Genomic DNA, 25,410 nt, shown 5'->3' on the forward strand with positions numbered 1-25,410 from the left:
ATGAACAAGCCCAACCGTTCGCACCAATCAGGTAGAACATCGCATCGCAGCCCTTCGTCGCAGCGTAGTAGCCATAATCAACAACGCGGCTCATTTGCAGCTCTTCGCCAATGGCGAAGCCATACGGACTTCGCGTTCCTTGCCATACTTCTTATACTAGTTGCTTTAGGAGGCGGATCGGCCTTCGCAGACACCCTGTCTCTTATTTATGTACGGCTTGCGGCTGTGGCTGCATTAGTAGTTTTCGCAGTTTCGGGGAGAACATTGCACTGGAACGGTATCCGTACGCCGTTGGCATTGTTAGCCGTGCTTGCAGCTATTATGGTCGCCCAGCTGATACCGCTGCCGCCCTCTCTATGGACGGCTTTGCCTGGCCGAGCCGCTTACCTGGAAGCGGCGACCTTTATGGGTCAGACGCAACCTTGGCGACCTCTATCACTAACGCCCGATTTGACGATAAATAGTCTCGTGGCGCTAGTGGTTCCTATTTCCGTACTGATTGGCTTTGCCAAACTTACCGAAACGGAGCGGCGGTGGCTGGTCATCGGTTTTGTGATCCTAGGTGTGGCCAGCATGGCGTTAGGGGTTGCTCAGGTCGCCGGTGGCGCAAACTCCGCGCTTTACACCTATAAACGCACATATGAGGGCACGACAGTCGGCCTATTGGCCAATCGCAACCATCAAGGGGCATTACTTGCGGCGTTGTTTCCGGCACTGCGCGTGTGGACGTTATTGCCAAGCTCCGACCCGCGATGGACGCAACGCCGCTTTTGGCTTGCCGTGGCGCTAGGCATTGTTACCGTTCCGGTGCTCCTTGCGACCGGCTCAAGAGCTGGCATTCTGCTGGGTATAGCAAGCTTGATTGCTACCTTCGTGCTATTTGCCCCGCGCGGTAAGCAGCGCGGTGTCGCGATTCCGCGTTTACAGGCTCGGCTGATGCAGATCGGCATCCCGGTGGGGTTGGCTGCGATTGTTTTTGTAACATGGCGGTTCGGCCGCGCCATGTCGATCCAACGCCTTACGGGAGGGGCGCCATCGATCGATGACGACCTCCGGTTTCGATTCGCCCCATTTGTAATCCGGATCATCAAAGAAACCTTCCCTGCCGGAACCGGGTTCGGCAGCTTTGATCCCATTTTTCGCCAGTACGAACCTGATTCGATCCTGATTGGGAGCTATTTCAACCACGCGCACAACGAGCTGCTTGAAGTGCTACTGACCGCGGGAGCGGCTGGGGCAATATTGCTAGCCGTGTTCAGCGCGTGGTGGATTGTGAGCGTTGTTGGCGCTTTTCGGGACGGCCAAAACCGAAACGCGCGTCGCCTGGCTTTGCTGGGCGCCATGATAACGGGCATTCTCATGGCGGGGAGTTTGGTCGACTATCCACTGCGGACCCCGCTTCTTGAGGCATGGTTTGCCATTGGTTGCGGATGGTTAAGCGCCCGGCGCGTCGGTTTTGCCCCTTCCATTACACCTACGCCATAACATAGGTATCCACGAAGATTGCCTCTCTCTATCTGGGCCTGTAGGACGACCAATCAGTGGCTAGAGCCCAGGGACAGACATTCGTGAAAAAGTGCGTAACGATCATAGGGGCAAGCGTGCTCCTGCTGGCAAGTGGATGCGCCGAGGACCACTTTGTCGGGCGGCCGGGTTTAACGCTTACCGAGCAGAAGGCTCTTCCAGAGCCTCTGCCGACGGACCTTGTGTCAGCGCCACGTCCGCAAGTACTTGGACCTTTTGATCAGGTTTCGGTCGACGTATTTGGCCTGCCGGAGTTCAGTCGCACCGTGACGATCGATCGGAGCGGCAATATCTCGTTGCCGCTCATTGGCGCGCTGCCGGCCTCTGGCAAAACCCCAACCCAGCTCACCCAGGCCGTTACAGAGGGCTTGCGTGCTAATCACGTCCGCGCACCACAAGTCAGCATTAACGTCACACAGGTTGTAAGCCAGGTCATTACCGTGGACGGTCAGGTGCGCACACCCGGCCTCTATCCGGTTACCGGTCGCATGACTCTGATGCGAGCTATCGCCCGCGCTGAGGGCGTCACCGATCTGGCGCGTGAAGATTACGTACTTGTATTTCGTCGCGTTAACGGGCGCGATATCGTTGGCTTGTATGATCTACGGGCTATCAAGCAAGGCATGTACGAAGATCCAGAAGTTTTCGCCAATGACGTGATCCAAGTAGACGCGTCGCGCGCGCGACGTTTGTTCAACTTGGTCATTGCCTCGTCTGGTCTTATTGCGGCGCCTCTCGTCGCCGTCTTGAACTAATTCGGAAAGCGTTTAACCGATGAACGAATTTAAGTTCCAGCCGACCGCTTCCGGGGCATTTCCGGATGTCGTGATCGAAGGTGATGCAACACGCAACAAGCGTTCGCTAGTATCTGAATACCTGTCGATCGCGAACCGGCGTAAATGGCTAATCTTGGGAACCGTGGTCGCATTTCTGATCGCCGGTCTCCTTGTAACGCTCTTGATGACCCCGCTTTATAAAACGAGTGCGATCCTCGAAATTCAGCGCGAAAACCGTAACTTTGCAGAAGTGAAGGGTTCGGAGCAGGCGCAGGCGTCCGCCGACAACGAATTTTATCAGACACAGTACGGACTGTTGAAATCGCGGGCACTGGCCGAGCGCATTGCACGGTCATTGCGGGTAAGCGACGACGCCGCATTTTTCGAAAAATTTGGCATCACGCCATCCGACGATACGTTCGAGAATGGCAAGCCAGTACAGACGCCGGCTGCGAGAGCGGCTCGAATCCGTATGGCAGGAAGCCTTATTCTTGCCCGCATGGATGTTGAGCCTGAGCGCATGTCTCGTTTGGTGGAGATCAGCTTCACTAGCCCCGACGCCCAATTGTCGAAGCGCGTGGTTGACGCCTGGTCAGTCAATTTCATTCAATCGACCTTAGAGCGGCGCTATTCCGCCACGTCCTATGCCCGTAATTTTCTGGAGGACCGGCTAAAGCAACTACGTACTCGGATCGACGAATCTGAGCGAGCTTTGGTAAACTACGCGTCCCAGCAGAATATTGTGAATATTCCGGGATCAACCGACTCTAATGGTCAAACGACGGGCGAGCGCTCGCTTGTCGTTGATGACCTTTCGAACATTAACAAAGAATTGGCGCAGGCTACCGCCGAGCGTGTGCTTGCCGAGAGTCGCTTAAACAGCGGCGGAGCTAGCAAGGAACAACTCGATAACACCGCCAATAGTACGCTGCGCACACGCCGTGCCGAGCTCGCCGCAGAATATGCCAAGCTGCTGCAGCAGTTCGATGCCGGCTATCCTCCGGCCAAAGCGCTGCAGGCGCAAATTCGCTCGGTAGATGCGGCATTACAAGGTGAAGGTAGCCGTGTAGGCGCCGTCCTTCAGCAGACCTATGTAGCCAGCGTATCACGTGAGCAGCAGTTAACCGAACAGGTTAAGAAACTGACTGGTCGTGTGCTCGATTTCCGCCGGCGCAGCATTCAGTATAATATTCTTCAGCGTGAAGTAGATACTAACCGACAATTATATGACGCGTTGCTGCAGCGTTATAAGGAAATCGGCGTTGCCGGGGGTGTGGGAGTAAACAACATCGCGGTAGTCGATGACGCAGAGCTACCAATTGCGCCGGATCGGCCGCGACCATTGCTCAACATGGCGCTTGCCCTCGTCGCTGGCTTGATCGTCGGTGCAGGACTCGCCTTGGTATTCGAACAGATCGACGAAGGCCTGACCGATCCGATCGAAGTCGAGGAAACACTTGGCCTCCCGCTGATTGGTGTGACGCCTAAACTGCCAAACGCAGAGCCTGTTGATGCGTTGGACGATCCGAAGTCGGCGCTTACCGAGGCCTACGCCTCGGTAACGGCGAACCTTAGCTTCGCTACATCGCATGGCATTCCGCGCACCCTTGCGATCACAAGCGCACGGGCAGCGGAAGGCAAAAGCTCGACCAGTTACGCAATCGCGCGCTCGATAGCGCGGACGGGTAAGCAGGTTCTCCTGGTCGATGCGGACATGCGGTCTCCCTCGGTTCACGCGTTGTTGCAGCAACCGCTTGGCAGTGGCCTGAGCAACTATCTGGCGGGCTCTGACGACATCGATGAGCTGGTTCGCCCGACGGAGATTATGCGCCTCTTCATTATGAGCGCAGGTCCGCCACCACCCAGTACGCCAGAACTCCTGTCCGGCGACCGGTTGCAGATGCTGCTCACCCAAATGGGGGATCGATTTGACCATATCGTCCTCGATCTTCCCCCTGTGATGGGCCTCGCGGACGCTCCGCTGATCGCCAGCCAGGTCGAGAGCACTCTGGTTGTTACCGCGGCTCATAGTACGCACAAGAACGTTGCTAGACTGGCGATTGGCCGCTTACGCAGCGCCCATGCGCACATCCTGGGCGTTGTATTGACAATGTTCGATGCCAAACAAGGGAGCTACGGCGCGGGTTACGGCTACGGTTACGGTAATAGCTACGGTTATGGCTCATCTGACAACGCGTCGAACTGAGCCCTAATACGTCAATTGCTAGTAAGCGGCCCGCCGCGGAGTACGATATGGATAATCACGTTACCGCCGGTATTGGGGCAATACTCGACGCATTCGTCGAACAGCGAATTCTCGATTCCGAACGAACAGGTCCCATCCCCCATATCGTACACCAGACGTATCCGACGAAGGCCTTACCTGAACCGCTCAGCGGGAATTCCGCCATGCTCCGTGAGCGGAATCCTGACTGGCAGTTTCGCCTGTACGACGATGCCGATATCGAGCAATTTATTGCCGATGAATATGGCGCAGAAGTCCTGAGCCTATATTCGCGCATCTCGCCTTTTTACGGTGCAGCGCGCGCTGACCTGTTTCGGTATCTGCTAGTTTATCGACGGGGCGGTCTTTATCTGGACATTAAAAGCACCGCCGACCTGCCCTTGACCGAGGTATTCGGTCGCAACAATAACTTTGTCGTCTCGCAATGGGATAATGCCCCGGGCCGCGAACATGCGATTTGGGGGTTACACCCGGATCTTGCCCATGTGCCTGGGGGCGAGTTCCAACAATGGTTTATAGCCTCAGCACCCGGTCATCCGTTTTTACGGGCCGTGATCGAGCGCGTACTTGGCAATATTGACCGATATAACGCGTTTCGTGACGGCGTTGGGCTAGAGGTAGTACGCGTCACCGGACCGATTGCGTACACGTTTGCGATAGAACCACTGTTAAATCAGATCCCACACCGGCGAGTTTCAAGTGAAGCCGAGCTTGGCCTACGCTACTCAATAATGGCGTACCATGCTCACCACGTTCACTTTCGTGGTCACTATTCTAAACGCATGACGCCGATCGTCGGAACGCTTAGCAGACCGTTCGAACAGGTGGCGCTGACCGGATATATTAGAACTCGTCGCCAGGTCGGGCGGCTAATCAAGCATGCTAAACGCTTCTATCTTAGAGCGCGTGGACGGCCGATCGTTCGCACCCAATGAACTTATTGCCGACGGCCTAGGCTCGCGACGCCGAGCAACAAGTCCTTTACGGACGAACGTCGGAAAGCCTTAGCGCCCTCTACGTTGTTCGTAGGGGTCCGAAGCATTTCCAGATAAACCTTGGAGCGCTGGCTTAGCGTTTGGCTATCATAGAGTTCAATGCGGCGCGCCCATCGCGCAGCGCGCTCTGTAAAGCGTGTTCCCGCTTGCGTAGCGGCACCGGTCTCACTGTCGCCCAGACGATCGGCTAAGTCCTGGAATAGCGTGGCCATGTGGGCGTCGAATACCGCACGCTCCCGGTAAATTGTCAGTGGGACCGTTCGTACAATCTCTAGCCGGGCCTTCAACCGAGCCATCACGCTACCTTTTAAGGCCGTACCGTACACATTGGCATCGTGCTGCCGATACAAAATCAGTGGTTCTGCAATATGGGATACGCGCCCCAAGGCGGCCGCTAGCACATACAACCAGGTGTCGTGCGACAAGGATCGGGTTGCTTGCGGCTGCCGGGGGCGACGGGATCGCGGGATGAGGGTTACAAGCTCGCGGCGAAACATCATGCTGTTTCCCCACCCTGTTACGTATGGATCGATTTCGAGCGCCGAGAAGCAGCGGTCACCTGTTATACCTTGGTCGTGTGTGCCAATTGGTCGCAGCCTCTCATCGGTTAACGTCAACCGATGCATCGCAAGCAGGCTAGCATCGTCGCGGAGCCGGGCATGCCCGATAGCGAGCTTATCCGGCAACCAGACATCATCCTGATCACAGAATGCGACAAGCGGCGAGTTACATGCCTCGGCAGCATGGAGGAAGTTGTCCGCAAAGCCCAGCCGCTCTGGTTTGTCGAGTATCCTGACAGGAAACGGCACCTCACGAGCATACGCACGCACAATTTCTAACGTATCATCGGTAGATCCGTCATCACTGACGATCAGTTCCATCGGCTGCAACGTCTGCGCAGCGATGCTTTCCAGCTGTTGGCGAATGTAGCGTGCGCCATTATAAGTTGCCATCGCGACGGAGACGCGTGGTTCCGTGATGCTAGTAATAATCATCAATGACACTCTGTAGACAAGGCCCTATCGGTTACGCGTTATGCCCGTGCTCGCATCGCGGTCATCGATTGCACGATCAAGAAGGTCGGGCGTCATCGCGCAATGCTGTGTGATGGGAACTTCCCGCGTATAATCAACGCCGCCTTGCGCATAAACGCACTGCCGCCGGCCGTTGTCGGTCGCCTCGCGCATTAGCGCGGCATTTCCCGGCACTGGGCGATTAGGATCGCGATACGGGGCAATATCGGGGCACGGCTGACTTGCCGGTACAATGGTGTTCCGCGGAACGATTTGCCCATCTGCGGACTGGTCCGAACCGACATAAATACATAACCGACGGGTATCGACAACCCGATCGCTTAGCAATTGGGCCGACGCTATTGGAGTGACCAGAACCAAGCCACTCGCCACGACAGCACATTTAACTACACGTTTCATCCCTCGACCTTACGGTGTCTCAGGGGCGAAAGGAAGAGCACGGCCCCGCCCTACCTTCCAACACCAGGCCTATCCGGACGGCCGCCTTCCTGCGCCATCTCAACGAAGCTGTGGTAGGGAAAAATTCCGTCCGCAACGTGGTTCGATAGCAGATCCGTTTATACGTTCGCCACAGTACCACATGCGTTACCGTCATGTTACGAAACTAAAAAACCGTGGCCATATTGGGTATGCATTGCCGATGCTACCGTTTGACAATTAGCTTTTCCGTTCTCCCTTAATATGGGCTTCTCCATCGCCTGTTTTTATGCACTGATAACTCCATTGACATACCGCTTTTTGATTCCGACGGCCTATAAACAAGACAATATTGGCGACATGTCAAATAGTGTTTCATAACTCTGCCGATCACATTTCCCGCCTCATTTTAGCTATCGCTAATAAACCAGGCTCTCACTCGACGATTAACGCGTACCGCAATCAATGATACTGAAAATATGGCGAGTGATGCGACCCAGATACCGAGTACAATCAGCATAAATACTCGCACGTAAATACCCTAGCCTATCAATCACCACGCAATCAAATCATTCATTCTCTTCATTCCACAACCTGCGCTACGATGTACGGCACAGAAGTGAAGTTCAAAAGATTAGCTTAGTATTGACGCGGAGAAGTTTTAGAATGCAATGATCGTATGTTCCACGTACCGGATCGCATCCTACCGTATCTTTGTGACGTTGGCCGTATTGCTGCGCGATGGCGATAAAATCAAATGCACCGACTCAAAATCGTTCGTCAATTGGCAGCCGATCGTCATCACTGGACGGAATATCACCTGAAGGCGCGGCGTTACCGCGTCGCCCGTAATTCCCTAGAGTCCCTGACACGGCCGATACTATGATGCGCGCCTCGACCAAAATAGGGTGCGACAATAGGCTCAATACGAAAATCCAACCGATCACACCTGTTGCGATCGCAGCTCCGAGCCACAACCATGATACTTGGGCGTCCCAGCCTGTTACGATCATGAGCATCGCCGACGGTGCGACCGCTACAACAGTTAAAAGACCACTACGTGCGTAAATTGCGACAATTTCACGAGGGTGAGCGTCTGACAACCGGCTCATCCACGCGAAATACATCACGGTACCGATAGCGGCGTCCATTATACGTCCCACGGTGGCCGCTGCCATACCTATCGTGCAACCTATCGCAAAAATGCCGAGACCAATTATAGAACGGGTAATCTCGTACCGAGTTTGAACTGCCAGCCGGTCGCGAATTACGAATAACTCCCAATTCATTCCGAATGATAAAGTGAATATCTGCGCGATAAGGAGAAGCGAAAACGGCAAAGCTGCCATCAACCACCTTTCACCATAAAGCAGAGCAATTACTGGTCTCGAGAGTATTGCCAGGCCTGCAAGGAGCGGCCACATAATCGATATGATAATGTAAAAGCTTTTTAGAAATGTTTCACGAACCTCGCCTGTTTCGCGATAATCCTTAGACAGCTGTGCAAATGCAACGCGTGTTGCGGTACTGTAAAGGTTCGCGTAGATAAAGTTTGCGAGTGACGCAGCGCGCGAATACAGTCCTAATATGTTAATTCCTAGAAAGCGTCCCAGTAAGATCTGAGAAAAATACTGTACGAATTGCCCCATGCCCGTGACCGACACCATCCGGAAGCCAAAAAGTGCCATCCGTTGTGTCCCCGCCAGCGCGAAGCTAGGCCTGACTTCGGTTGGCGAGGTCAGGGCGTACAACGCGAATGACACTAAGCAGGCGGTCAGAGTGCCGGCTGCCGGACTGCGGTAACCGAAGCCGAGTAGAATCCCGGTGATAGTCACCACATTGGCGACAACGACGTTAGTCAGGGCGATCAACGACGCGGTTTTAAACCGCATGTTCCGTTGTAACATGGCAGCTGGGCGGAACGTAAAAATGTTAACGAGGGGCACCAGCGCCAGGATACGCAGTACGTTACCCGCCCTGTCATCCCCGAGAAGGGCGCCAGCCGCAAAGCTGATGGCAATCATTCCGGCCGCGAAAAAGACGCATAGAACCGCGTTTACCGTAGTAGCTGCAGCCACCACTTGCCGTGTCAACCGAACCTCGCGCACGATCAGGGCGTCTGCGCCTGATGCAGCGACGATCGACAGTATGCCCGATGTTGCAACTGCAATGGCGTTCAATCCGAGTTCGTAGGGCGAGAGCAGCCGTGCGATCGCGACCGAGCTGCCAAAAGCTACCGCAGCTGTGGCAAACTGTCCGGCAAAGGCCCAAATGACCGAACGGCGAGTCGACATGCATATCCTTCGAGTCTAAGCGCGGCCTTTGCAGTGGGTGGCCGGAAACCTCGCAGCGCCAAGGCACTGCTGACTACCGCCTATGTGCGCCTTTGATACTGGTGTGAAGTTCAGATGGATCGTTTGGAAGCGCTGGCCGGGCAGATCAACCACATAGCGCATCCTGGCGTGTTGCGACGGTTGCTCCAGGTCGCAATGAGGCGATCCCATCTTGAGCGGGTACTTCCCAATACCGTGCGCGCGTTCTGGGTGAATCGCGCCATTCCTGCGGCAGTTTACGCTCCGGACGCTCGGCAAATCCGTATCAAACCAAAAATAGGGCGGAGCCGGGTGCTAACGCTTGTCAGTCACGAGCTGACCGCTACCGGCGCGCCAAAATTGGCACTGGAAGTTGCCAAAACATGCCTTGGCGATGGATGGACGGTCATTGTCGTCAGTCCGGAAGACGGACCGTATCGTGAGTTATTCGTACAGGCCGGGGCAACGGTGATCGTCAGTCGCCTAACGTGGGGAAGAGCCTCTCCCGTGTTTGATTTGGCCCGCTGTTCCGATATCGTTCTGTGTAACACGATCGTTGCAGCGCTACTGGTTCGCCATAGGCTTCCGGCGCCGCTGGTCTGGTACATCCATGAAACAGAGTATGTTGCTGCCTTTGATCGACCGGGTATCGACCTTCGAGCGGCGTTTCAGTCGGCTCGGCAGATTTGGGCCGCGAGTCCGATGGTCGCACGGTCACTTGCCGCCTTTACCGACCGCGCAGAGGTAGTGGGCGGCACGGTTGACCCGGTCACCGCGCGACCACGTGCGCCAAGTACTAAAGCGCATTTTCTCGTGCTAGGGGGGATCGAACCCAGGAAGGGGCAATTAGGCTTGGCGGAAGCAGCAGCCACGCTAACACTCGACGAACAAATGAGTATCGCCCTGACAATTCACGGGCGAGAAACAGACCCCGCCTATGCCGCAAACGTGCGAAAAGCGAGCGAACCCCTACCCTTTTGGCACAACGGTGGCGCTTTATCGCCTTCAGCAGCGCTTGAAGCGCTGGCCGAGGCGGATGGAGTCATTATTCCGTCGCTGGACGAGCCCCTTTCCCTCGTTGCCTTAGAAGCGATGAGTGCTGGAAAGATCGTCATTTGTACTAGGGCGTGCGGGATCGCCGATTTCCTCCACGACGGCATTGATGCTTTTGTCGGTTTGGATGCATCGCCTGACAGCCTAGCTTTGACAATCCGGCGTGCACTTAAGGATCGGGCACGATGGGATCTAATTGGTGATCGCGCTCGTCTTCTATTTCACGACCAATTCAGTTCGGAATCGTTTTCCAAGCGCCTTCTAGGAAGACTGAACTCTATCGAAGCGCGCTAATTTTAGCGCAAATCGACATTACGCGTACCCGAATCAAGTGCACAGCCTGATACTATTGGCTCTCTATCGCGCTGGCCCACCTGATCCACCTGTGTCGTAAACCGATTTAGCTTATCAGTAATAGGGTGAATACGATACGTAACGGGATACATGCCAGAGGTCGTTATCGTATACTCTTCACCGCTTTGAGTTGCTGCAGTCTGCAATATTTGCGACATGCATTCCGCAACGCCCCTTGCTGGGACGTTACTCAGCATTAGCCCGGTGGCACCGTCAGGTGTCGAAATTTCAGCTACCCCAGTACTCGGAGATGCGCACGAAGCCAAGGCTAGCCCTAGCCCCAATACTAAAGTGATTTTCATACCAGCATTCCTTCATAGCAATTCAGTAGCATGTTGTTTACGAGATATTTTAGCTTATCTTTACGTCTAGCTCATGCATTAACGTAGTAGGATAATGTACACGCCAGACGCTATCTAGCAATATAGATCTATAGAATCACGTGATACATTACCCAACTACGTTATCAATCAGCCGAACCCTCGAGCCAGCAGTGAGATCTATAACAAGTTTGTTGGGGCCGTTTCTAAATCGACCGCCTTTAACTGTCACTTTATTTAAGTCTGGCGCGGGGTCTGCATATATAAAACTATTTATAGGACCCGGCCGGACCAAACTGTTCGTCACAGTGGGATTATCGACTATGCATGTTCCACTGGCAGTTTTGGTTACGACTATTGCTAGCCCGGCGATATTACTCATCCGTACGTTGCTAATGACTACGTCCCTCCCCCCGACCTCGATGCCATTCGCACGCAATGGCCCATTGGGGGATATAAGATTGGTAAGATTGCCGCCAGAGATACGGGGACGGATCGCATATTGATGCGTCGATAATCCCGCCGTGCAGGCAGCCCCGGCGCCGTCCACGACGGGATTCGTGACGACGCAGTCAGAGGCACCGCGTGGAATGCTAAGGCCGCCTACTTGGTCCGCCCCATCACGACCGCCGATAATAATTGCTGCGTTACTAAAACCTGACCCTTGGCCGCGCCCAGTGACACATTGACGTAGGACCGGATCAATCAACTTACAGCGCTGAACGCCAAATGTATCGAAAGAGTCTTCGCCGTAGAAATAAGCACCAGCTGCAGATGACCGTTCTGCTGTAAACCGCTGATACACCACGTCACGTCCACCGACTACCGAACACCCGCGGGCAGCGGAATCCCGACTTATCCCATTACTTACAGTTATCGTGTGACAAATCTGCTTTTGCCCACGGTACGATACGACGGCAAAGCCGTCGTCGCCGGTAAATTCGCAAAGGGACCTATCAAACAGCAGATCATGCGATCCATTCGTCACATGAATGCCATCGGCTAAGCTGCGACGAACGATAGGACGGATGATACGGCCTCGACTGGCGTTGCTAAACATCATGCCTGCTGCAGCCACCCCACGACCTGGAGCGACGGCATCAACCGTCACGTTCTCCAGAACGAAATTGGTCGCGGGCTGCGCTTGACCGTCACCGATCATGAGACCATTGCCTTCGTTGGCCGAGACCCGCACCCGAGACGCTCCCAGCAGGCGCAAGTTTGCGACGCGCCACTGATCGCCAACGCAGCGCAGCACCTGCGGCCCGTCAGACAGCGCTACAAAAGTGCACCCTTGTCCGTCCAGGGAGACACCATCGAGCAGGAGCACTCCGTCGTGCCGATAATTTCCATCCGGGTCAGCTAAGAGATCGAACCCTTCGGCATGCGCAACCTCGAATGCCTTTCGCAAAAGAGGCCACTGATCGCGCGTCGTAAAACGATCAACGCCAAAGCGCGACAATGGCCGTATCTGCCTAACCGGGGCACGCGTCGATGGACCGCTACCCGGCCCGCTACCATTTAATGCTTGAGCATTCCGGTCGCTGCAGCCCAAAGCCCCCAGGGTCCCCGCGATTCCAATCAACACGTTTCGCCGAGACGGCAATGCGGTCATGACTTGCGTGCCCGCCGTAGCGCACCTTCGATGCGTCCGATTGCCACCTCACGGTAGTAGGCTGCCATTCGCCAACGCCCCCGCGCTAAAGACACCACGCTGCCCGCGAACGGCCGAAGTATCCATTTGCTCTGCATGGGCATCGAATATCCGTGCAGCCTGAGCACGAAGCCCATGCCACGCGCATAGCCTCGTGCCTTACGCAAGGCCCGCGTGTCAGGACGTCCTAGAACAATCTCTTCATGATGGCCGACGACGGTGGGATCATACCGACACGCAAATCCAGCTTCAATTGCGCGTACGATAATGTCTTGAATCTCGCTGGATTGCCAGGGTGTGGCAGCGCCAATACCGATCTCGTTGTCAAAGCCGTCCACAACCTCCAGCACGGTCCGACGAAAAAACACGATCCACTCGATCGCGGTGGTCCAAGCAGTAACTCTGTCAATATGCATCGCGGTTGTTTCGAAACGGCCGTTAATAGTGCGGCCGGTCTCGTCGGCAGGACGGCCAGATAGGAGGTCACAACCCTGCTGCGCTATAATTGCAAGCGCACGCTCTAAAAAATCAACCGGATACCAGCAATCATCATCCGGAAAGAGTAAGATACTTCCTCGACTGGCGCGCCACCCTTTATTGCGTGCACGACTGGCACCGCGCTCACCCGGGGTGTGTATGCGTTGTATCGCGAAAGGCCAGGCCCTTTCCAAAATCGGTACGAGCCGATCGTCATCGTTTTGGTCGACAACGATAACGTCGAAGTCGTTGAAAGATTGCGCCGCAAGGCTATCGAACAGGCGAACGATCTGATCGGTACGGCCGAGTGTAGCCATAACCAGCGACAGAGCCGGGCGGGAAATAAGGTCGGTCATAGCGTCGCAGTCTGTCGTGCCGCCCCAGCGGCATGGGTAAGGAAACGGTCACGCGGCAAGCGTACCGGCTTAATCACATACGCCGTTATGATCGCCCCCAAGAATAGCGGTAGCGTACGCGTGTCGGAGATATAAACGATACGTATAAGGTCGGTTGTTCCCAAAAATACCGCGGGATATAGCAGCATGCCGATCAGTGATTTGTTTTGAAAGGTACGATGAACCGCACCGATCACAGCGCCTAGTCCGACCATGAATACTGACGCCAAAGGAAATGGATAATCCAAAAACGCCGCGTAAAAGCCGCCCGGATTGTTAAACTCCGGTGTCGCATACATTTCGAGAAAGTTATCCATCATTGTGACGTCAGGCTCTCTAATGAGAGAGCCCAGGATTGGAAATTTGGTTATCCAGCCTACGGTAATTTCGGGTTTAGGCGTAAACTGACCATAGGTGAGGTAGGCCCCGGCCCCATTGTTGATTGATGTCGAAAAATATCCTGCGAAGCGTGGCGCGATAAAATCAGCGTAGGTGTCATAATATGCTCGATAATACTGCCAGCTACGGAAATACTCCAAAGCAGCAAATGCCGCAAAGACGAATATAATGCCGATAAATGGCGCAATCGTGCGCCACAAGGAGGGTCGCCAGCGATACGCTATGGGGATCACGCCAATCGCGGCCAATGCCTCGAGCAATGCAAGCCTTTCGGATGCCAAAATCGACCGCGCAAAAACCAATGCAAAAATGACTCCGGTCATCGTCCACAACCGCGATGTCATTTTATAATTCGTCATCATCACGAGTGTTGATACAAGAGCGAGATAGACGGTGCCGAACTGGACGAAGGATGTAATTCCCGGAATTCGTCCTAGTACTGCTCGCAATTCGGTTGACGCCTCGATATCCCCTCGAAGTAGCGATAGGACCAGCGACAAATGTAAAACTAGCGTACCAAGTAGAATTACATAGGCAAAAATCGTAATCCAGCCAATTCGGGTTAGCACACGCGTCGTCAGTTCACCGTCTATGATGGACACTACATCTCGTCGCGGAATAACTAATCGACCGACGACAATACCCAGCACTAGCATTGCCATACTATATAGACCAAGCCCGAACGTCTTGGCGGTGATAAAATCTCGGCTGGCGTTGAAGGTCCAATAGTTGAATCGATTAAAATATGCGGCAAAACAGAAGATTGGCAACACGACGAACAAAATCGCTCGGATTGGATCCATCCACCACGCCAAAGGCTCATGCAGGTTTGCGCCAAGTAGGATTGCGGGACGTTGACGTGCGGAGCTAGCCGTTGCCTCCTGAACGGCACGTCCGTCCGCCAGTGGCGTCGGGGGTGGGGGGCTCATCGGTACTCCTGGTAGATGGGGCGGCTCTCGTCGCTCGTAGCCTTCCTTAGCGCATCCCGACAACCGTTAACGCACCGGGTCGGCTATGTGGTTGTGTCGGCGCCAGGTGGCAGAGGTAGAAAATATCCGCTACGGGTACGCGTTACAACGCCCCTTGGGGTTGCCTTTTCGCCGGTTCTCGGCGCCAAAATAGCATTGGGTAATAATGAAGATCGCTATCGTTCATGATTGGCTCACCACGTATCGCGGGGGCGAGCGCGTCGTTGAGGAACTGCTTCGAATGTTCCCCGAGGCGGACCTTTACAGCGTCGTGGACTTCATGGAAGAGCGTGATCGACATATGCTTCAAGGACGCGTGCCGAAGACTAGCTTTATTCAGCGGATGCCGTTTGCGCGAAAAAGATACAGAGTATACCTGCCCTTGATGATGGCGGCTGTTGAGCAATTTGATCTCAGCAGCTATGACCTAGTTGTTAGCTCAAGTTCTGCAGTCGCGAAGGGTGTCATTACGGGACCTGGTCAGGTCCATGTCTCGTACGTACACAGTCCTATCCGATACGCGTGGGACCTGCAGCATGTATACTTGCGCGAAGCCGGTCTAGATCGAGGCCCTAAAGGATTATACGCTAGGGCGCTGCTACACTACGTCCGGATGTGGGACCAGAGGACTGCGAATGGTGTGGATTGTTTCGTCGCCAATTCTGGTTTCATTGCGACGCGTATATGGAAGACGTATCGACGTGAGGCCCGGGTGGTATATCCTCCCGTGGATACTGATCGATTCACGCCTTCGCACGAGCCACGAGACAGTTTTTATCTAACTGCCTCTGGTCTTGTTCCTTACAAACGCGTGCCCATGATCGCCGAGGCATTTGCGTCAATGCCGAACAAAACACTGTTAGTCGTCGGCGACGGACCAGAAATGCCGGCACTGCGCAAGGTCGCAGGCCCAAATGTTAAGATTCTGGGGTATCAATCCCATGATGAATTGCTTCGCCTTTTCCGTTCGGCAAAGGCGTTCGTATTTGCCGCAGAGGAAGATTTTGGCATCACTCTGGTAGAGGCTCAAGCCTGCGGCACGCCGGTCATTGCCTACGGACGCGGCGGGGCACTTGAGTCGATAAGGGGACTTGATCATAATCAGCCAACCGGCGTTTTTTTCCCAGAGCAGACACCAGCATCGCTTATCGAAGCCGTTGAAGATTTTGAAGCCAACTCGCACCGCTTCGATGAGGCAGTGATCCGCGACAACGCTTTGCGATTTGCACCTAGCGAGTTTCGCCGCCGCCTGCTTGCCGTAATTGAAACAGAACTTTCAAGCCGTGACGCTCGCGCCCGTCTTTTCCGTCAGGATGCCGAAGCGCCCCATGCCGAAGCGCCTCATATGGATGCAGCTAAAGGAGCCGTCCTTTGAGCATTCGGGGGAACGCAAATGGCCTCATAGTCAATGCGCGCTTCTTAACACAGCGAATGACTGGCGTGCAGCGCTACGCGATCGAAGTGTCACGTCGCTTGAAGGCCATGTGTCCCGACATTCGCTTTTTGGCGCCCAAAGGTATTATCCATACTGCGGTTGCTCAGGAGATCGGCGCTGAAACGGTCGGTCGCCTGCATGGCCATGCCTGGGAGCAGCTTGAACTGCCGCGCTACCTAGCCGGCTCTGGGCTAATCAACCTGTGCAACGCTGCGCCAATCACCGTCACCAGACAGATTGTCACCATTCACGACGCAGCGCCGTTCGCGGTGCCAGAGGCATACTCACGCGCGTTTGTGCTTTGGTACCGGTTCCTCACCAGACGCCTAGGGACGCGCGCAGCCGGGATCGTTACCGTATCGCAATTTTCTGCCGATGAACTAACGCGATACATGAAGATACCGAGCACACGGATCGACGTTGTTCCTCTGGGAAGCGAACATGTCCGGGCAGTTCCTGCCGATGTAACGATCATTGCCAAGCACCGCCTTGATGACCGACCATTCCTTCTTGCCGTCGGAAGTCATAGTCCGCACAAAAATTTTGCAGCACTTGTTCGCGCAGCGGAACGGCTTGGGGACCTACCCTTTCGTTTTGTAATGGCCGGTGGGGCAGACCCTCGCGTTCATGCAAGCGCGCCAGAAGCTCTGACGAGCAGCCATGTCTTACATGTCGGTAGCGTTAGCGATGCACAGCTCCGGGCGCTATACGAACAGGCCGCTGGCTATGTTCACCCTGCTTATTATGAAGGGTTCGGCCTGCCCCCACTCGAAGCAATGACGTTAGGCTGCCCAGTGCTGACCTCGAATGCCGCCTCCTTGCCAGAGGTCTGCGGAGATGCCGCTGACTATTTCAATCCCTTTGACAACTCCGGGATAGTAAATGCAATACAGACCTTCATGAGAAACGACGCCCGCCGGCGTCAGCTGTCTGTAATGGGACTGGAACGGTCGAAGCAATTTTCATGGGACAACTGCGCTCAATCCGTACTGTCGATAGCCGAATCTAGACTTAACTTAACTGCGTCGCCAAGGTAAATTAAATTTTGGCAAGATATACATTATATCTCGCATAACCGAGATATAGCCTATCATCTAAGGCAATATTTACGCTTAATAAAGCGTATTATTGACTTTTCCCCATGTGCCGTCCCATGTTGCGCACGTCACTGTGAATGGCCCCGCCGCGTCTCTGCAAACATAGTCAGCAGAAAAGATTATGACGTTCTAGCGCGACGAGTAGCACGCGGGCCGGTATTGGCACTGGCATGGGGCTGATCGTTTAGTCCGCGAGGAGGACTTTCGCGAACTCACGAACCACCGGTCCAATGTCGTCGCGCGCCAATGCGATCGCCAGATTGGCCTGGATAAAGCCGGCCTTGTCGCCACAATCATAACGCTGGCCATCGAATGTGAAGCCGTGGAACGGCTGGTTGCCGATCAACTGCGCCATCGCGTCGGTCAGCTGGATCTCGCCGCCCGCACCCTTTTCCTGCGTTTCCAAGATCCGCATCACCTCGGGCTGGAGGATATAGCGACCGGGGATCATCAGGTTCGACGGTGCGGTGCCGCGCTTAGGCTTTTCGACGAGCGCCGTCACTTCGGTCAGCCGACCGTCGATCGCACCTGGCGAGATGACGCCGTATTTGTCGGTTTCCGAATCGGGCACTTCGAGCGCGCCGATCACGTTGCCGCCGACCTGATTATAGGCCTCGACCATCTGCTTCATGAAGCCAGGCTGGCCGACCATCAGCTCGTCGGGCAGCAGAACCGCGAACGGCTCGTCGCCGACGATCTCACGCGCGCACCAGACCGCATGGCCCAGCCCGAGCGGCTCCTGTTGTCGAACATAGACCGGCGAACCGGGCTTCATCCGGATATTGCTAATCGCATCCAGCGACTTGCCGCGCGACCGCATCGTATCCTCGAGCTCGTACGAGATATCGAAATGATCCTCGAGCGCGCCCTTGCCGCGCCCGGTCACGAAGATGATCTGCTCGATCCCCGCTTCGAGCGCTTCCTCGACGGCGTACTGGATCAGCGGCTTGTCGACGACGGTGAGCATTTCCTTCGGCATGGCCTTGGTGGCCGGAAGGAAGCGCGTACCGAGGCCTGCGACCGGAAACACGGCCTTGCGCAGCGGCTTTATGGTCATTCGATGCTCTCTTTGATCGTGCTATGTTTGATCGGTTCGATAGCGATTATCTTCTTAACCCTCCAGCCCATGATAATCGCGGCACCATTGTACGAAACGCGGCACGCCTTCGGCGATCGATGTGCAGGGTTCGAAGCCCAGGTCGCGTTGGATCGCGCTGACGCCGGCTACGATGTCGTTGATATAGGTAAAGTCGCGGTGCATCCGACCCTCGCCAGCCACATTGATCGGCCGGCCATCGAAGATCGCCTTGGTGAACAGCCACATCGCCATGTCGGGCCGACCCCAAGGGCCATAGACGGTAAAGAACCGTAGCCCCGTCCGCGGTAGGCGAGGGAGATGCGCGTAGGCCCCGCTCATCAGCTCGTCCGCCTTCTTGGTGGCGGCGTAGAGCGACAAGGGCTGGTCGACACGGTCCTCGACGCGGAACGGCAAAGTGTCGTTGCCGCCATAGACCGGGGACGACGACGCCACGCTGACTGCCAGTGCCTACACAAACGCATTGCGCGATCAGCCGGATCGCAGTTAGTGCCATATATGAGTGGTTTAACGATTGTGTTGGTATGTTGCGGCGTGGTTCTGGTCGCAATGGTGCTTGGGCGGAACGAGAACGATCTGGACTGACGCTATCGTTGCCGAAAATAGAGGCACTTCAACCACGCAGATAGTTTGCCGGAATCGGTCAAGCGGGCATAGATGGACACCATGAACGATAGCGATCTAAACCGCCTACGCAGTTTGTTGAACACCGTCAGGCGCATCGACAGTGGTGAAATTCGCACGCAGGACGGCTCTGGCCTCGATACGACAAATAATAACCTGAAACTGTATCGGCAGAAAGCCGATCAAATTATCCTAGCGTTGCCAGATCAGCAGCTTGTTGAAGTCTACCGAATTATGCTAGCAGAACATGGCGCTCGTAATGATACCCTGATTACCGAAATCGAACGTCGAAACCTTCATATTTTATAGTGTTATCCGCATTTATGAGAACGCGCGATACTTGGATATATGTGGACGCGCGGTACTACTTAGCAGAGTTAACTAACGGCGAATGATATACTAAATGGGCATAGCGATATTTTGAGCGGCCGTTGCAGTTAAGGCCCAGAGTGTTAGCTACTCAGCCGAACTCATGTCCGACGCCATGCCTCAGTATATCAATTGATCGTTCCTGAGTAGGCTGCACGGTAATAGGCTTCCCGGAAACCTCTTCTTAGAAGCCACACTGACATATTATGCCGTCTGCGGCGGCATAATATCGGTCTTTGGCTCCGGCAGGCTGGATATTGCCCATGGCCTTAAAAGACGGCAATGGTTACCGCCGCTGATAGTCAGCTGGGTTGCGCGTGGCTCATGTTCAGCGGGCGGGGGGCGGCGGGACGTTCTCCCACATCTTAACCGTTCATTCGAACGACGCTGGATAGCGACCGTCGAAATATGAGGCTTGTTTCACCTCTTAGCGCGGTGTCGGCAAGCGCCCCCCCCCCAGTCGAGCATGTCGGTCGCTAATACCAGCCACCGACATTGGAGCGCGCGAGGCTGGGCATGGCAGTCGCAGATCACGGACCCCAGCGCAGCGGACAATGCGGTCACATCGGCCAGCCGCCCGTGCAGGATCGGCGTCTCGTACATCCCGATCTGCGCCGCGCGGACGCGGATGCCGTCGAACGCAGGAGACGCCGTGGTCATGCTATCAGCGTCCTGCGGTGTCGTCCGCGTTCATCGGCTCGTCGCCCTTGGCCTTCTCGGCGTTGTAGCGCTCGATCGCCTCGATCGTGACGCGCTTGGCTTCTTCGGCGTCGCCCCACTTGCCGACCCGGACCCACTTCGTCTTCTCGAGGTCCTTGTAGTGCGTGAAGAAATGCTCGATCTGCTCGAACACGATCTCGGGCATGTCGCCGCGCTCGCCGATATTGGCGTAATACGGGAACACGGCGTCGACCGGCACGCAGATGAGCTTTTCGTCGCCGCCGGCTTCGTCCTCAAGGTTCAGCACCGCGATCGGCCGCGCACGGACGACGCAACCGGGGATGAACGGCGAGCGCGCGATCACCAGTGCATCCAAGGGATCGCCATCGGGGCTCAGCGTGTGCGGCACGAAGCCGTAGTTCGCCGGATAACGCATCGGCGTGTGGAGGATACGATCGACGAACAGCGCGCCCGAGGCCTTGTCGAACTCGTACTTCACGGGCTCGCCGCCGGTCGGCACTTCGATGATGACGTTGAGGTCCTCGGGCGGATTCTTGCCGGTCGGAATGAGGTCGATACGCATGGCGGTCCTCTCGATATGCCGATGCCCGCGCCCCACGGTTGGGAGAGCGGCCGGCATCGGTAGAATACAGTTGCGGGTCAGCGCGGCGTCAGCAGCTTGTCCAGCCCGCTGCCACCTGTACCCAGCTTCTGTAGCCGCGGATAGCGCGGGCCGTCATGGTAATCGAGCAAGGCGTCGCGGAAACGGTCGTAGTTCATTACAGTAAGGCGGATCGGCACCTTCATGCCCTTTGCCGCTAGGCTCGCCGCCTTGATACTGTCGGCCGAATAGGCCTCGGCGTTAACCGCCTCGATCTCGGTGCCAACGTAGAGGCCGGCCTTGAACGCGGGGCTTTCCCAGGTCAAGGAGGTCACGATGCCCTCCTGTTGATCACCATGCCGAGCGAATAGCTGACATCCGTGCCGCGCGTCCTCTCCGCTTGCTTCAGTTACGGGCCCTGCTCGGGGCCGTGGACCAGCTTGTAGCCGTTCATCGCGAAGCCGTTGATCGGCGCGGGCTTGCCGGTCTCGGTCAGGCGGGCGTCGAGGAACGTCGCTCAGTCATTGGGGACGATGCCGTTGAGCGCCTCGGCCACATCGGCGAAGGTACAGGTAAGCTCACCGTAATCGCCGTCACGGACGCCGAATATCACCTTCCCGCGATCATTGATAAAATTCGTACGGTAAATTCCCTATTGTGGCTCAACCTGTTAAAAAGTAAAAACTTGAGCAACATGCTTATCCAATGATAGAAAACTGGAATTTTTACTACTCAAATAAATGATAACACTTAACCAAAGTGTCTACCAAGCAATCTTAAACTTTGGTATATTCCTTATACCATTTAACAAAATACGGCACGCCTTTTGCAATAGTCGTACATGGTTCAAAACCAAGATCTCGCTGGATTTCGCCGATGTCTGCAAAGGTGTCGCGCACGTCGCCTGGCTGCATAGGCAGCATTAGGCGTTCGGCTGAACGGCCGCACGCCTGCTCAATCAGCGCGATCATCTCGCCGAGATCCTCCGAGCGGCTGTTGCCTATATTGTAGATCCGGTGCGGGCTGATGCTGCCGCCCGCCTTGATCATGCCGTCGTCGATGGGCGGATTGTCGACGCACGCAATGACGCCGGCAACGATGTCGTCGATATAGGTGAAGTCGCGCCGCATCCGCCCTTCGCCAAACACTTTGATCGGCTGGCCTTCCAAGATAGCTTTGGTGAACAACCACATTGCCATGTCGGGCCGACCCCATGGGCCATAGACAGTGAAGAACCGCAAGCCGGTCTGCGGCAGGCGGTAGAGATGCGCGTAGGTCTCGCTCATCAGCTCGTCCGCCTTCTTGGTGGCAGCGTACAGCGACAGGGGCTGGTCGACACGGTCCTCGACACGGAACGGCAAAGTGTCGTTGCCGCCATATACCGAGGAGGATGACGCGTAGACGAGATGCTCGACCCGACGGTTGCGTCCGATCTCGATCATGTTGAGGTGGCCAGCAAGATTGGCCTGGAGATAGGCCCGTGGGTTCTCGATCGAATAGCGGACGCCAGCCTGTGCGCCGAAATGGACAATGCGGTCGAACTGCTCGCCGTCGAGCGCGGCATCGAGCGCGACGTGATCAGAGAAATCGACGTGCTTGAAGGTGAAACCCCCGTTTGAATTGGCGCCATCCTTGTCAAGCTCGGCCAGCCGCGCGTGCTTGAGCGTGACGTCGTAATAGTCGTTGAGGCTGTCGATACCGAGAACCGTGTCGCCGCGGGCAAGCAGGTGGCGACTGACGTGAAAGCCGATGAACCCGGCCGCGCCGGTAACGAGAACGCGCATAAGGTCTCTCCCTGTATCGCCCGGGCCTTACGAAAGGACCGTGTTGCCCGGCAAGGCGCATCGACAGCATCCCGAACAAACGACCCGGTTGATCAGCCTTTGCCTTGCCAAGGCGTGAGGGCAAGGCTCACGCCTTGCTGTATATCGTCTCAATCAAAATTTTGCCCAGTCCGAGACGCGAAGAAACTCGTCTGCCAAAGAGCGACGTATACCGAGCCGCTTCCGGGTTTGCTGTTGACGCTCTCAGGACCCGTTTGCCGACGCCCCACCCCGCCCCTTCCTTAACGGGAGGGCGGCTAACGGATAACCTTCGTACGCCAGGTGGTGATGTAGTCGATGTTCCCGCGGCATTCGCCCATGTCGGCTTGCTCGGAAAGGCGGAAGCGCGTGGCGTCCCAGACGAAGCGCTGGTGCGATCCGCAGTCACCCAGGCCTCGGCCCTTGGCATAGCTTGTGAGGACGCCGTCCTTGAACTCGCCGTTGATGACGCTTTTCACGGAGGTGCCAGTGTCCGCACCCGTTGCTTCGAAGCCTGAACGAGCGTCGAGTTGGGCGGGGGTGATCCTGGTGCCGTCGACGATGAAGAGCGCGCCGATCAGATTGTAAGCACCTGTCGAGCAAGGAAGGATGACCAGCGACTTGCCACCGCCGAGGGCATGCGTTTCGGGAGTAGTGATCGACTCACCAGCGCCGTCAGGGAAGCTGCCGAGATCGCAGGTAGCGCGTTTGCGCATCGTTGCGACTTGGGCACCACTGAGTTTTGCGGGGGTGCCGGAGGGGGTGATCGCGGTGATGATCGGCAGCGACGGTATGGGCGCGCTCGAGAGCGCGGGGCCCTTGGCGACGACCGCGTCAATGCTGCCGGCGCGGCCTTGTTGCGCATCGATGTAGCGGAGCGCAGCGGCTGCGCCTTTCAGCGAGAGGGTGGCCAGTGTGCCACCCTTCGCATCGAGGATTTTCAGCGATTGGGCATTGGCGATGGCTGCGGCAAGCGCGGCAGCGTCATGCAGGGCTATACGCTTGCCGTCGACCGCAAAGCTGACGGGCGGGCGCTTGGTGGCCTCAACGTCGTTGCGGGTTTCCAGCGCCAACGAAATCTTGCCGCCACCAGCCGCCACGGGGCCCGGCTCGCGCGACAGGTTGAGTGTAATCATGTCTTCACCGCCCATCTCGGGAAGGAGCGAGCCAAGCGTACAGCGCAGCGTGTTGTCACAGCCGACGGTCCAGTCGGTGAACGTCTTCAGCTCGCCTGGTTTTGGACGCGTATGGGAGTCAGCCGTGGGTTTTGGCTGGGACACGGCCGGCGTGACAGCAACTGATGTAGCGTTTGGCGCCGTCTCGGCCTTGGGCTGAGGTGCAGGCTGGCTTGCCGAACAGGCGGCGAGCGGCAGCACAACGAGGGGCACGAGAGCGGAAAAGATCGGTTTGCACAGCATAGATGCAGCCTAGCGGTCTGGCAGCGCGGGGAAAAGCGGCTACGGAGAGGCAACAAATCAGGAGAGTGATGTGCAGACGATCGGCGTGATTGGTGCAGGGCAGATGGGCGCAGGGATTGCGCAGGTATCGGCGCAGGCGGGGTACCGCGTGCTGTTGGCGGACGTGTCGCTGGACGCTGCGAGTAAGGGCAAGGCGGGGATTGCCAAGGCGCTCGCGCGGCTGGTGGAGAAGGAAAAGATCGCGGGCGACGCGCGCGATGCAGCCCTTACGCTGATCGAGCCGATCGCAAGCGTCGCGGACATGGGCGACTGTGCGATCGTCGTCGAGGCGGCGACCGAGCGCGAGGGGGGCAAGCGCGCGATCTTCGCCGAGGTCGGCAAGGTGCTGGGGCCGGACGCAATCCTGGCGTCGAACACGTCGTCGATCCCGATTACTCGGCTGGCGCAGGCGGCCCCCGATCCCGCGCGGTTCATGGGCGTGCATTTCTTCAACCCGGTCCCTGTGATGCGGCCGATCGAGCTGATCCGGGGTCTCGCGACGTCAGATGCCACGGTAGCGGCGGTCGAGGCGTTTGCGGAAAGGCTCGGCAAGCAGGTCGTGCATGCGAACGATGCGCCGGGATTCATCGTTAACCGCGTGCTGATGCCGATGATCAACGAGGCGTGCTTCGCGCTGGGCGAAGGCGTGGCGAGCGTGCGTGATATCGATCTAGCGTGCCAGCTCGGGCTGAACCATCCGATGGGGCCGCTGACGCTGGCAGACTTTATCGGGCTCGACACGTGCCTTGAGATCACGCGCGTGTTGTTCGAGGGAACGGGCGATCCCAAGTTCCGGCCGGCGCCGGTGTTGGTAAAGTATGTCGAGGCCGGGTGGTTCGGGCGGAAGACAAAACGCGGCTTCTACGATTATTCGGGCGCGGAACCTGTGCCGACCCGGTAATCCATCGCAGGCGCCCTGTATCAGGCGGGTGAACCCCATCCGCCCTACGATCCAAACCCATGTCCCAGGTTGTGCTGCAGCCTGGGACGTGCGGTCGACGATCAGGCGTTGGTGCGCCCCCACGGCGATGACGGCACGGTCGACCGGATCGGCGGTGTGGACCAGCTACGGCGACTTTAGCCGATGATGATTGGCGGAGTGTGGCACCGCTGCTGATGTTGCACCCGCCTCCCCTCGGCCCCACTGCTACAAAATTCAATAATAGCAGCGAGTTGTAGCAAACGACACGACTAGGTCGCTAGCGGTTCGGACGGACTGCCGTCTAAAACAGTCCGTCCGGAATAAAGTGCAGTCATTGATACCTATTGCAACAAGTAAAATACAAAGCGACATACCACCTGTTGATTTTCGAAATATTGGTATTGTTTTGATATTGCGGACGTGA

21 protein-coding genes and 1 pseudogene are annotated in these 25,410 nt (G+C 56.4%); 10 read left to right on the top strand and 12 right to left on the bottom strand.

The annotated features are described in order from the left end of the window. From AC59GX_RS18575 to AC59GX_RS18590, 4 genes are all read left to right on the top strand, one after another. Entirely contained in the window at window positions 1-1,485 is a 1,485-nt protein-coding gene (locus AC59GX_RS18575; RefSeq protein ID WP_497302199.1) for an O-antigen ligase family protein, read from the top strand. A gap of 116 nt (window positions 1,486-1,601) precedes the next feature. After that, a complete protein-coding gene (locus tag AC59GX_RS18580; RefSeq protein ID WP_497302200.1) occupies window positions 1,602-2,279 on the top strand; it encodes a polysaccharide biosynthesis/export family protein in 678 nt (225 codons plus the stop codon). Window positions 2,280-2,298: 19 nt separating this feature from the next. Further along, window positions 2,299-4,506 carry a GumC family protein gene (locus AC59GX_RS18585; RefSeq protein WP_497302201.1) on the top strand — a complete coding sequence of 736 codons (2,208 nt, stop codon included), beginning with the start codon at window positions 2,299-2,301 and terminating at the stop codon, window positions 4,504-4,506. A gap of 47 nt (window positions 4,507-4,553) precedes the next feature. Further along, the gene (locus tag AC59GX_RS18590; protein WP_497302202.1) at window positions 4,554-5,480 is read left to right on the top strand and encodes a glycosyltransferase family 32 protein; all 927 of its coding nucleotides are present in this window, start codon (window positions 4,554-4,556) and stop codon (window positions 5,478-5,480) included. Between the two features lie 2 nt (window positions 5,481-5,482). On the opposite strand, the gene AC59GX_RS18595 is transcribed toward AC59GX_RS18590, so the two are convergent. Both AC59GX_RS18595 and AC59GX_RS18600 read right to left on the bottom strand, forming a co-directional pair. After that, a complete protein-coding gene (locus tag AC59GX_RS18595) occupies window positions 5,483-6,535 on the bottom strand; it encodes a glycosyltransferase family 2 protein (RefSeq protein WP_497302203.1) in 1,053 nt (350 codons plus the stop codon). Window positions 6,536-7,758: 1,223 nt separating this feature from the next. Next, complete coding sequence (locus AC59GX_RS18600; RefSeq protein ID WP_497302204.1) at window positions 7,759-9,285, bottom strand: oligosaccharide flippase family protein; 1,527 nt, start codon at window positions 9,283-9,285, stop codon at window positions 7,759-7,761. Window positions 9,286-9,399: 114 nt separating this feature from the next. On the opposite strand from AC59GX_RS18600, the gene AC59GX_RS18605 reads away from it, so the two are divergent. Then, entirely contained in the window at window positions 9,400-10,650 is a 1,251-nt protein-coding gene (locus AC59GX_RS18605) for a glycosyltransferase family 4 protein (protein WP_497302205.1), read from the top strand. A 510-nt stretch (window positions 10,651-11,160) separates the two neighbouring features. Here the strand turns inward: AC59GX_RS18605 and AC59GX_RS18610 are convergent. The 3 genes from AC59GX_RS18610 to AC59GX_RS18620 form a co-directional block, all read right to left on the bottom strand. After that, a complete protein-coding gene (locus AC59GX_RS18610; RefSeq protein ID WP_497302206.1) occupies window positions 11,161-12,492 on the bottom strand; it encodes a hypothetical protein in 1,332 nt (443 codons plus the stop codon). Between the two features lie 149 nt (window positions 12,493-12,641). Further along, the gene (locus AC59GX_RS18615) at window positions 12,642-13,517 is read right to left on the bottom strand and encodes a glycosyltransferase family 2 protein (protein ID WP_497302207.1); all 876 of its coding nucleotides are present in this window, start codon (window positions 13,515-13,517) and stop codon (window positions 12,642-12,644) included. Continuing rightward, window positions 13,514-14,884 (bottom strand): hypothetical protein, encoded by a 1,371-nt coding sequence (locus AC59GX_RS18620; RefSeq protein ID WP_497302208.1) that lies wholly within the window; start codon window positions 14,882-14,884, stop codon window positions 13,514-13,516. Before AC59GX_RS18620 ends, AC59GX_RS18615 begins: the two co-directional genes overlap by 4 nt. 205 nt (window positions 14,885-15,089) lie before the next feature. On the opposite strand from AC59GX_RS18620, the gene AC59GX_RS18625 reads away from it, so the two are divergent. Beyond that, window positions 15,090-16,298: a glycosyltransferase family 4 protein gene (locus AC59GX_RS18625; protein ID WP_497302209.1), complete on the top strand. Its 1,209-nt coding sequence runs from the start codon at window positions 15,090-15,092 to the stop codon at window positions 16,296-16,298. A gap of 56 nt (window positions 16,299-16,354) precedes the next feature. Beyond that, on the top strand, window positions 16,355-17,395 hold the full coding sequence (locus AC59GX_RS18630; RefSeq protein WP_497302210.1) for a glycosyltransferase family 4 protein: 1,041 nt from the start codon (window positions 16,355-16,357) through the stop codon (window positions 17,393-17,395). 244 nt (window positions 17,396-17,639) lie between these two features. Here the strand turns inward: AC59GX_RS18630 and galU are convergent, their stop codons facing one another. Both galU and AC59GX_RS18640 read right to left on the bottom strand, forming a co-directional pair. Further along, the gene (gene galU, locus AC59GX_RS18635; RefSeq protein ID WP_497302211.1) at window positions 17,640-18,512 is read right to left on the bottom strand and encodes a UTP--glucose-1-phosphate uridylyltransferase GalU; all 873 of its coding nucleotides are present in this window, start codon (window positions 18,510-18,512) and stop codon (window positions 17,640-17,642) included. A gap of 54 nt (window positions 18,513-18,566) precedes the next feature. Continuing rightward, a pseudogene (locus AC59GX_RS18640) lies at window positions 18,567-18,983 on the bottom strand (NAD-dependent epimerase/dehydratase family protein); the annotation flags it as partial. A 234-nt stretch (window positions 18,984-19,217) separates the two neighbouring features. On the opposite strand from AC59GX_RS18640, the gene AC59GX_RS18645 reads away from it, so the two are divergent. After that, window positions 19,218-19,484, top strand: coding sequence for a hypothetical protein (locus AC59GX_RS18645; protein ID WP_497302212.1), 267 nt, complete (start codon window positions 19,218-19,220; stop codon window positions 19,482-19,484). 480 nt (window positions 19,485-19,964) lie between these two features. Here the strand turns inward: AC59GX_RS18645 and AC59GX_RS18650 are convergent, their stop codons facing one another. The 3 genes from AC59GX_RS18650 to AC59GX_RS18660 form a co-directional block, all read right to left on the bottom strand. Next, window positions 19,965-20,204, bottom strand: a complete 240-nt coding sequence (locus AC59GX_RS18650) for a hypothetical protein (protein WP_497302213.1) — start codon at window positions 20,202-20,204, stop codon at window positions 19,965-19,967. Window positions 20,205-20,208: 4 nt separating this feature from the next. Continuing rightward, window positions 20,209-20,787, bottom strand: a complete 579-nt coding sequence (gene ppa, locus AC59GX_RS18655; protein ID WP_497302214.1) for an inorganic diphosphatase — start codon at window positions 20,785-20,787, stop codon at window positions 20,209-20,211. A 77-nt stretch (window positions 20,788-20,864) separates the two neighbouring features. Beyond that, window positions 20,865-21,140 (bottom strand): hypothetical protein, encoded by a 276-nt coding sequence (locus tag AC59GX_RS18660; RefSeq protein ID WP_497302215.1) that lies wholly within the window; start codon window positions 21,138-21,140, stop codon window positions 20,865-20,867. Window positions 21,141-21,235: 95 nt separating this feature from the next. On the opposite strand from AC59GX_RS18660, the gene AC59GX_RS18665 reads away from it, so the two are divergent. Beyond that, window positions 21,236-21,514 (top strand): hypothetical protein, encoded by a 279-nt coding sequence (locus AC59GX_RS18665; protein WP_497302216.1) that lies wholly within the window; start codon window positions 21,236-21,238, stop codon window positions 21,512-21,514. Between the two features lie 67 nt (window positions 21,515-21,581). Here the strand turns inward: AC59GX_RS18665 and AC59GX_RS18670 are convergent, their stop codons facing one another. After that, entirely contained in the window at window positions 21,582-22,589 is a 1,008-nt protein-coding gene (locus AC59GX_RS18670) for an NAD-dependent epimerase/dehydratase family protein (RefSeq protein ID WP_497302217.1), read from the bottom strand. A 296-nt stretch (window positions 22,590-22,885) separates the two neighbouring features. Further along, the gene (locus AC59GX_RS18675; RefSeq protein WP_497302218.1) at window positions 22,886-24,025 is read right to left on the bottom strand and encodes a DUF1176 domain-containing protein; all 1,140 of its coding nucleotides are present in this window, start codon (window positions 24,023-24,025) and stop codon (window positions 22,886-22,888) included. A 70-nt stretch (window positions 24,026-24,095) separates the two neighbouring features. Between AC59GX_RS18675 and AC59GX_RS18680 the strand changes: the two genes are divergently transcribed. After that, window positions 24,096-24,965, top strand: coding sequence for a 3-hydroxyacyl-CoA dehydrogenase NAD-binding domain-containing protein (locus tag AC59GX_RS18680; protein ID WP_497302219.1), 870 nt, complete (start codon window positions 24,096-24,098; stop codon window positions 24,963-24,965). Window positions 24,966-25,410 lie beyond the last annotated feature (445 nt).

Source organism: Sphingomonas sp. 320_CC, from assembly GCF_059691795.1.